The organism is Frankia sp. AgKG'84/4 (assembly GCF_023242965.2).
Taxonomy (GTDB): domain Bacteria; phylum Actinomycetota; class Actinomycetes; order Frankiales; family Frankiaceae; genus Frankia.
Map to the genome: position 1 here is coordinate 1 of NZ_JALKFU020000231.1, position 7,791 is coordinate 7,791.

The following is a 7,791-nucleotide window of genomic DNA, read 5'->3' on the forward strand; positions in this document are numbered from 1 at the left end:
AGCGGGAACGGCCAGCCGGGTCGAACGCCCGGCGTCAGTGGCGCGAGATGCCGCGCCCGGGTCAGCGCGCTCCGGCTCGTCACCGGCCGCCGGGCCGTCGGCGGGATCCACCGTCGGCGGGTCCGAGGCTGCCGGCCTGCGCGGACCGGACGCAACGGCGGAGGCCGAGCGGGCCCATCGCGCGCGCCGCGGCGGCGGCACCGTGACCATGCTGCGGCCAGGTGGCGTGGAACGGTCGGCGGGCACCGGCTCGCAGGAGCGCGCCCCGTTCGACGCGCTCCTCGACCAGGACCGCGATCCCGACCGCGACACCGCAACATCGGCGCCAGGGGACGGGTGGGCGTCGTCGGGTTGGACGGCGGGGCTCGCCGCCCGGCCGGTCCAGCTCGGCTGGCGGATGCTGCTCGCCTTCCTGCTCACCGCGGCGCTGCTCGGCGGCGGGGTCGGCGGGCTGTTCGTCTCCATCACCACGGGTGACACCACGGTGCGGCCGGTGACGACGCTGGGCGTCGGCGATCCGGCGCCGGTCACCGACCGCCGCACGGTCGCCGCGATCGCGGCCGCGGCGCTGCCCACAGTGGTGACGATCGACGTCGGCGATGCCGGCGGTGACGGCGGCACGGGCTCCGGTGTGATCATCGGGTCGGACGGCTTCATCCTCACGAACAACCACGTCATCGCCCCCGCGGTCGCCGCGGGTGCGCCGATCTCGGTCCGGCTGTACCAGGAGTTCGGCCAGATCCCTGCTCAGCTCGTCGGCCGGGATCCACAGACCGACCTCGCCGTGCTGCGCGTCGCGACCACGGTCCGCCTCCCGGCGGCCACTCTCGGCCAGTCCGGCTCCCTGGTCGTCGGCGCGCCGGTGGTCGCCATCGGCGCGCCGCTGGGGCTGTCCGGGACGGTGACGACCGGCGTGGTCAGCGCGCTGGACCGCAACCCGACCGTCCCGGCCGGGGAGGGCGTCGATGCGACGGTGCTCATCGGCGCCATCCAGATCGACGCGGCGATCAATCCTGGCAACTCCGGCGGCCCGCTGCTCGACTCACTGGGCCAGGTCGTCGGGATCAACGCGGCGATCGCCGCGGTGCCGGGGCACGAGGACCAGACCCAGAGCGGCAGCATTGGCGTGGGCTTCGCCATCCCGATCGACTTCGCCCGCTCCGTCGCCCAGGAGATCATCTCGACCGGCCGGGCCACGCACCCGTCTGTCGGGGCCTCCTCGGCCACGATCACCGCCGGTGAAGCGGCGGCGACCGGCGGGGTGGCCGGGGCGCGGATTGTGAGCACGAACCCGGACGGCCCGGCGGAACGCGCGGGACTCAAACCCGGCGACGTCATCACCAAGATCGATACCAGCATGATCCGCGGTACGAACGATCTGATCGTGGCGGCCCGGCTGCACCAGGTCGGCGACCGCGTGTCGGTCACCTATGTGCGGCAGGGAGCCACCGAAACGACTCAGATGACACTGCAGGAGCAACAAGGGTGAGTATCCGACACCTTCTCGTTGCCCAACGGCCTCTCCCGGCAACACCGGGGGAGGTACGCTCAGCCCGTGTTCAACGGTGTCGGGTGGGGTGAAGTCGTTGTCCTGCTGCTGATCGGGCTGTTCGTGTTCGGTCCCGACCGGCTGCCCAGGGCCGCCCGGGACGCGGGACGGATGCTGCGTCAGCTTCGCCAGACGGCGAACGGAATGCGCAACGACCTGCGTTCGGAACTCGGCCCCGAGTTCGACGATCTCGACCTTCGGGACCTGCACCCGAAAACCTTCGTACGCAAGCACCTGTTCGACGACGAGCCGATCCCGCCGTACCTCACCAAGCGCACCTCGCTGGACGCGCTTCTGCTGGGAGACGACGCCCCTGCCACGCCGTCGCTGACGAAATCCTCGCTGCGGAAGGACCCCACGCCGAGCCGGCCCGCCGCCGTCGACGGCGGTGCGTCGTCGACGTCACCGCTGCTGTCGAAGTCCTCGCAGGCGAAGGCGATCGTCCCCCGCTCGGTGCCCGCGCAGCCGAACTCACCGACCGACGCCGGCACGGTCCCGTTCGACCCCGACACCACCTGACCGACGCCCCGGCGTCACTCGCAGCGCTGAGCTTCGGGCCGCTTCTGTACGGGCAAATCGGGCGCGTCGGGCTGCAGAAGCGGCCCGAAACCTGACGCCACCCCCCGTCGCAGCTCCAGGGGGCTTGTGGCTCGCTGCTCTGAGGGGCTGGTGTCTGATTCGCCCGCGCGGAGGGGCCGGCGGTGGGTTCGGGCCCAGCCCCGGACGTTCCGCTCGCCGTGCTTGTCCGCGCGCTGTGCTTGTCCGCTCGCCGTGCTCGTCCGGCCGGGGCGGCCCCGGCCGGACGAGCACGGTGTCGAGGTCAGCGTCCGGCCGGAGTCAGGTTGAGGCTGCGGCCCGCGAGGCCGCGGGAGCGGTAGGTGAGGCGCTCGGCGACCGCGCGCAGCGCCTTGCTCGCCTCGGCGTCGGGCTCGCCGATGACGAGCGGCACGCCGTTGTCGCCACCTTCGCGCAGCCGGACGTCCACCGGGATCTGCGCCATCAGGGGCACGTCGTGGCCGAGAACGCGGGTGAGCCGTTCGGCGACCGCCGCCCCACCGCCGGAGCCGAACACGTCCACCCGCTCCCCGCAGTGCGGGCAGGGCAGCCACGCCATGTTCTCGACGACGCCGACGACGTTCTGCCGGGTCTGCACGGCGATCGTGCCGGCGCGCTCGGCGACCTCGGTGGCGGCGAGCTGCGGGGTGGTGACGACCAGCAGCTCAGACGACGGCACGAGCTGCGCCAGCGAGATCGCAATGTCCCCGGTGCCCGGCGGCAGGTCCAGCAGCAGGACGTCGAGGTCACCCCAGAAGACGTCGGACAGGAACTGCTCCAGAGCCCGGTGCAGCATCGGGCCGCGCCAGGTGACCGGCTCGTTGCCGCGGGTGAACATGCCGGTGGAGATGACCCGCACCCCGTGCGCCTGGGGCGGCATGATCATTTTTTCCACCTGGGTGGGCGGCCGGTCGATGCCGAGCATGCGGGGGACGGAGTGACCGTAGATGTCCGCGTCGAGCACACCGACGGCGAGGCCCGAGCGGGCCATCGCGGCGGCCAGGTTCACAGTGATCGAGGACTTGCCGACGCCGCCCTTGCCGCTGGCGACGCCGTACACCCTGGTCATCGAGCCCGGTTGGGCGAACGGGATCGCCTTGGGCGCGACACCGCCGCGCAGCTTGGTGTGCAGGGCGGTGCGCTGCTCGTCGTTCATGACCTGGAGGTCGACCCGGACGGCGCGCACCCCCTCCACGGCGCCGACCGCGCGGCTCACGCGGCTGATGATCTCATCGCGCATCGGACAGCCCGACACGGTGAGCAGCACCGTGACGTCGACCGAGCCGTCGTCGAGTACATGGACCGACGAGACCATGTCCAGCTCCGTGATGGGGCGGCCGATCTCGGGATCGTGCACCGTCGCCAGAGCCGACTGGATCGCGTCGGAGGAAGGCCGGGATGGGGACAAGGGAAACCTCAGTCGCTGATTGGCATCAGAGATGCAGCCCTCGGGCCGCCTGTGGTTCCACGATAGCCCGCGGTGGACGCGGCGGCGTTCGGCTGGCACCCGGGTGTGAGCGGCCGGGCGACCCGCGGCGCGGCCGGGGCCTTGACTACCCGGTGGATGTCGGCTGGACGACGTTTGCGGGACTTTGTACGCCGGCACAGACTGTTGTTGAGCAGGGGAGGCGGGACAGCCGGCTAGGCTGATCGAGGTGGCAGCGGGAGGGCGCATGGTGGTCAAGGAGATGTTGGGCGCCAGTTCGGAGACGGACGTCGACTGGGTGGACGCGCGCGGCATGCGGGCCTGGCGGTCGCTGCTGCAGGCGCACGCGCATGTCACCCGGGTGCTGGAGGCCGAGCTGGAAGCCGCCCACCATCTACCGCTGGCCTCCTACGACGTCCTGGTCCAGCTCGCCGAGGCGCCCGGCCGAGAGCTGCGGATGAGTGAGCTCGCGCACGCGGTGCTGCTGTCCCGCAGCGGCCTGACCCGTCTCGTCGACCGGATGGAACGGGAGGGGCTGGTCGCCCGCCGTGCCTGTCCCTCCGACGCCCGGGGCACGCTGGCCACGCTCACCCCAGCGGGGTTCGACCGGTTGCGGGACGCCTCCGGGACGCATCTCAAGGGCGTCGGCCGGCACGTGCTGTCCCGGTTCAGCCGGTCGGAGCAGGAGCTGCTCGCCGAGTTGCTCGGGCGGCTGGACCCGCAGTGCGCGCCGAGCCGCGACGTCCGGGAGAGCGCCTGATCCGCCGCGGCGGCGGACTCAGCCGGTCGGTCCGGTGATCGGCCTGGCGCCGCTCGCCGCCGCGACGAGGCGCTCGTAGGTCGCGGGCGAGGTCGATTCGGCGCCGAGGCCCTGCGGTTTGCTGCTGCCGTGGAAGTCGCTCGAACCCGTCGTGACCAGGTCGAGGTCGGCGGCGAGGCCACGCAGGCGGCGCCGTTCGTCGCTGTCGTGGTCGGGGTGGTCGACCTCCACGCCGGTGAGCCCGGCGGCGGTCATCCGCTCGATCACGTCCGGCCCGACCGTGACGCCCCGGCGGCTCGCGTAGGGATGCGCGAAGACGCTGACCCCGCCGGCCGCCCGGATCAGCGACAGCGTCTGCCAGACGTCCGGCTGCCACTTGCCGACCCAGTAGGGCCCGCTGGCGCCGATCCACTCGCGGCTGAACGCCGCTGACACCGTCGGCACCAGCCCGGCCTCGACCATCGCCGCCGCGACGTGCGGGCGCCCGACCGTGCCGGCGGCCAGTTCGCTGACCTGTTCCCACGTGACCGGATGGCCGGCGTCGGCGAGCAGGCGCACCATCTGGCGGGCGCGGGTCGCCCGGTGCTCGCGGATCTGGGCGCGCACCGAAGCGAACGCGGGCTCGGTGGCGTCGAAGAGGTAGGCGAGCACGTGCAGCGAGACCGACCGGCCGTCGACTTCGACGTAGCAGGAGATCTCCGCGCCTGGCACGAGGGTGAGCCCGGGGGGCAGGGCGGCGGCGGCCCGGCCGTGGCCGGCGGTCGTGTCGTGGTCGGTCAGCGCGACGACGGTGAGACCCGCCTCGGCGGCGAGGCCCATCAGCTCGCCCGGCTCGACCAGCCCGTCGGACGCCGTGGAATGGGTGTGCAGGTCGATGCTCACCCGCCCATGCTGGCAGCCGCACCCGGCCCGGTGCGGCGCCTCCCCACCGGGCGGGTGCGGCCTCACAGATCCAGGCCGGTGAGGACGAGCACCCTCTCCTCGGACAGATCGGTCATCGCCGAGCGGACACCCTCCCGGCCGATGCCGGAGCCCTTCGTGCCGCCGTAGGGCATCTGGTCGGCCCGGTAGGACGGGACGTCGCCGACGACGACCCCGCCGACGGCGAGTTCCCGGTGGGCTCGGAACGCGGTCGCCAGGTCGTGGGTGAACACGCCGGCCTGCAGGCCGAACGCGCTGTCGTTGATCTTTGCGAAGCCGTCGTCGACCCCGTCAACGGGGGAGATGACGATGACCGGGCCGAAGACCTCCTCCTGGACGACGCGGGCATCGGCGGGGACGTCGGTGAGCACGGTCGGGGTGATGTTCGCGCCGGCGCGGATGCCACCGCAGACCAGGGTCGCCCCCGCCGCCACGGCATCGCCGATCCACGCCTCGACCCGCTGCGCGGCGGCGACGTCGATGAGCGGGCCGACATCGGTCGCCGGGTCGGCCGGGTCGCCGTCGCGCAGCGCCCCGACGGCCTTGACGACCTCGTCGAGCAGCTCGCCGTACAGCGACCGGTCGGCGTACACCCGCTGCACGGCGATGCAGGACTGGCCGGCCTGGTAGTTCGCGAACAGGGCGATGCGTCCGGCCGCGCGGGCGAGGTCGCCGGGCGCGTGGAAGTCGGGCGCGACCAGCACCGCGCCGTTGCCGCCGAGCTCGAGCACGACATGCTTGCGCGGCACGGCGTCCCGGATCGACCAGCCGACCGGGCCGGAGCCGGTGAACGACACGACCGGCAGCCGCGGGTCCTCGACCAGCGCGCCGATGGCGTCGTTCGGCACGGTCAGCACCGACCACGAGCCCTCGGGCAGATCGGTCCCGGCGAGCAGCTCGCCGAGGAACAGCGCGGACAGCGGGGTGCGCGGCGCCGGCTTGATGATGATGGGCGCGCCGATCGCGAGCGCGGGCGCGACCTTGTGCGCCACCAGGTTCAACGGGAAGTTGAACGGCGTGATCCCGAGCACCGGGCCGCGCGGGAAGCGTCGGGTCAGGGCGAGGCGGCCCTCCCCAGTCGGGTCGGTGTCGAGCCGGGTCAGCTCGCCGGCGAAGCGCCGGGCCTCCTCCGCACCCCAGCGAAACGTCGAGCTTGCCCGCGCGACTTCGGCGCGCGCCCAGGTCAGCGGCTTGCCGCTCTCCGAGGTGATGATCCGGGCCAGCTCGTCGCCGCGGCGGGCGATCTCCTTGGACACGTGGGCCAGCGCCGAGGCGCGCACGTGCGCGGGCAGCGCGGACAGTGCCGGGGCGACCGACGCGGCGGCGGCCACGGCGAACTCCACCTGGTCCGCGCTGGGTTCGGCCACCGTCGCGACGACCCTGTCGTCGTAGGGGCTGCGGACCGTGAACGTGGACGCGCCGGCCGTCAGGCGGCCCGCGAGCCAGAACTTGGTGAGGTCAGGCATCGTACGCCCTTGTCGTCGCCATCACGATTCATCCTAGGCGCATCCCGAGGGTCCGGGCCGGATTGCGGCCACCGGCGGGGCGGTCGGCCAACACGGGCCTTCCGGCACATCAGTGCTGGTAGGACGCTTGCTTGTGCAGTTGTGACGGTTGCCAGGGGTTGGTCGCGGGCACAGTCCTCCCGGAACCGTCGAAGTCCGGCGGCCGCGTCGACCTGAACCCTAGGAGGCGCCCGGTGACCACTGCCGCGGCCTGTCCTCGTTGTCTCGCCCCGCTGCGACCACCAGACCTGTGGAGCAGTCAGTACCGGTGCGACGGTCACGGGGAGGTGACTCCCTATCGCACGGCGGCCTCCAGCCGGGAGCAGGCGATGCACGCCATGGCCACCACCTCGACCGTGCCCGTCTGGCTGCCCGAGCCCATGCCCGTGCACTGGTACGTCAGCGGTGTCGGCTGGGCCGGTGACGAGCGCACCGGCCCACGGGCCACCGCCGTGGCCGCCGCCGGCCCGTGCCCGCTCGGCGGCCCGGCGGAGATGGTGCTGATCGCCGAGGCCCCCGGCATCGGCCTCGGCGCGCGCCTGGCCGGCATCGCGGGCCCCGACCCGCAGACCCTGCCCGGATCGTCGGAGGCGAAGGTCGAGGCCGCCGGGCATCCGACCGCCCTGTGGCCGGTGGCCGCCCCCCCGGACCGCGCCGCGTTCGTCGGTGAGGCCCGCGGCGTGTGGCTGTGGCTGGTGCTGTGGCCGGCGGACGCCGCGCTGATTCTGTTGGAGCACCTCGTCCTGCGCGATGTGCGGGACGCGCCGGAACTCGGCGAGCGGTCGTTCTTCGGGGCGTTCAGCGAGCACCTGACCACGCTGCCGGCCACAGCGCGCTGATCTCCCCGCCGGCGGCCGTAGGCTGACCCGATCGAGGCCGGCCGGCGAAGGGAACGCGCGTCCATGACGAATCCGCCCGCGGCGCAGGCCGCCACGGTCGACGCCGCGACCGACGCCGTGGTCGAGCCGGGCCGGCTCACCGTGGTGGTGAACCCGAGTGCCGCTGATCGTGGAGACGACGTCCGGCTTGAGCTTGAGCAGCTCCTCCATGTTCACCTTGCCGCCGTTGCGGAACA

Annotated in this window: 7 protein-coding genes; 4 read left to right on the plus strand and 3 right to left on the minus strand. The window is 73.1% G+C overall.

Going from position 1 to position 7,791, the window contains the following annotated elements; all coding sequences use genetic code 11:
• On the plus strand, positions 1-1,489 hold a 1,489-nt coding region (locus tag MXD58_RS15180), incomplete at its 5' end, for a S1C family serine protease (protein WP_308301972.1).
• Positions 1,490-1,555: 66 nt separating this feature from the next.
• On the plus strand, positions 1,556-2,068 hold the full coding sequence (gene tatB / locus MXD58_RS15185) for a Sec-independent protein translocase protein TatB (protein ID WP_248836644.1): 513 nt from the start codon (positions 1,556-1,558) through the stop codon (positions 2,066-2,068).
• Between the two features lie 301 nt (positions 2,069-2,369).
• Here the strand turns inward: tatB and MXD58_RS15190 are convergent, their stop codons facing one another.
• Complete coding sequence (locus MXD58_RS15190; RefSeq protein ID WP_248836842.1) at positions 2,370-3,512, minus strand: Mrp/NBP35 family ATP-binding protein; 1,143 nt, start codon at positions 3,510-3,512, stop codon at positions 2,370-2,372.
• 265 nt (positions 3,513-3,777) lie between these two features.
• Between MXD58_RS15190 and MXD58_RS15195 the strand changes: the two genes are divergently transcribed.
• Entirely contained in the window at positions 3,778-4,290 is a 513-nt protein-coding gene (locus MXD58_RS15195) for a MarR family winged helix-turn-helix transcriptional regulator (RefSeq protein WP_248836841.1), read from the plus strand.
• An 18-nt stretch (positions 4,291-4,308) separates the two neighbouring features.
• Here the strand turns inward: MXD58_RS15195 and MXD58_RS15200 are convergent, their stop codons facing one another.
• Positions 4,309-5,172 carry a PHP domain-containing protein gene (locus MXD58_RS15200; RefSeq protein ID WP_248836840.1) on the minus strand — a complete coding sequence of 288 codons (864 nt, stop codon included), beginning with the start codon at positions 5,170-5,172 and terminating at the stop codon, positions 4,309-4,311.
• 62 nt (positions 5,173-5,234) lie between these two features.
• Complete coding sequence (locus MXD58_RS15205) at positions 5,235-6,677, minus strand: aldehyde dehydrogenase family protein (protein WP_248836839.1); 1,443 nt, start codon at positions 6,675-6,677, stop codon at positions 5,235-5,237.
• A gap of 233 nt (positions 6,678-6,910) precedes the next feature.
• Between MXD58_RS15205 and MXD58_RS15210 the strand changes: the two genes are divergently transcribed.
• Positions 6,911-7,555, plus strand: a complete 645-nt coding sequence (locus MXD58_RS15210; protein WP_248836838.1) for a DUF6758 family protein — start codon at positions 6,911-6,913, stop codon at positions 7,553-7,555.
• Positions 7,556-7,791: the final 236 nt, after the last annotated feature.

What these genes read in the sequence shown, in the direction of transcription:
- MXD58_RS15195 (WP_248836841.1), top strand. Translation starts at nt 3,778, where the DNA reads ATGGTGGTCAAGGAGATGTTGGGCGCCAGTTCGGAGACGGACGTCGAC.
- MXD58_RS15205 (WP_248836839.1), bottom strand. Translation starts at nt 6,677, where the DNA reads ATGCCTGACCTCACCAAGTTCTGGCTCGCGGGCCGCCTGACGGCCGGC.